This is a genomic window from Alcanivorax sp. HI0083 (assembly GCF_001635175.1).
In genome coordinates, this window is the sequence record NZ_LWFX01001762.1 from 1 (window position 1) to 819 (window position 819).

Genomic DNA, 819 nt, shown 5'->3' on the forward strand with positions numbered 1-819 from the left:
ATATAAAGCCCCAGGCTGAGAAACATGGTGGAAAATTCCATCATCATGCCCAGGTAGACACTGGTGCCGTGCAGATACCCCTGAGACATGAACTGGATGCTGGCACTGAGGCACATATAGGAGTACAGCGGAATCGTCAGGAATGCCTTGCCCCAGCCGCCGCCTTCTTCCAGATCTTTAGGGGGTGACAACAACTGCCAGAGAGAAGCGGCACTGAGAATGGCGAAGCCGCCTATCCAGAATTGATGCAAATAAAAGTGGTTCACCTGGACGCCATCAGCCATCGCCCTGATTTCCTCGCTGCGATAGATCAAGGCAGAAACCAGAAGCAGCACATTGGCAGTGAGCTGGCCAAGGGTGGAAACCAGATGGTCCTTGCGGGTGCGTGCCGGGCGCAAAGCGATATGGTGCCGGGTCAGTGTGGCCGTCGCTGCGCAAATGAGCAGCAGCAAGCAAAGAATCAGCCGTTTGTAGTCGCCCAGAATGCTGACCACCTGTGCCACGCCTCCCTCCAGGGTACGAAAGGCAACGACGCCGGGGGTGACCTTTTCCTGGACCATTTGGTAATTCGCCTACTTTTCACGGCACAGCGTTTGTGCGGATTCCAGCGACTGGCGCAACGCCTTTTCATCGATTTCGGTGCCAAAAAAACCGGCGAGGGGGTCGTCGGTCATTTTCTGTTTCTTTTCGGCAATGGCGCGTTCCAGCTCCCTGTCCAAGTCAGCATCCGCGTTGCAGGTGGGTTCGTTCAGTGCTCCTGCGCTACGTAACTGGAAGTAGTTGTCCCAGGTGTTTTCACCGATCGAGAGAAGTTGGGAG

At 55.4% G+C, this 819-nt stretch carries 2 pseudogenes; both read right to left on the minus strand.

What is annotated here, in order from left to right:
* Positions 1–560 (minus strand): annotated as a pseudogene (locus A3754_RS25565) (C4-dicarboxylate ABC transporter); the annotation flags it as partial.
* A 12-nt stretch (positions 561–572) separates the two neighbouring features.
* Positions 573–819: pseudogene (locus A3754_RS28905) on the minus strand (C4-dicarboxylate ABC transporter); the annotation flags it as partial.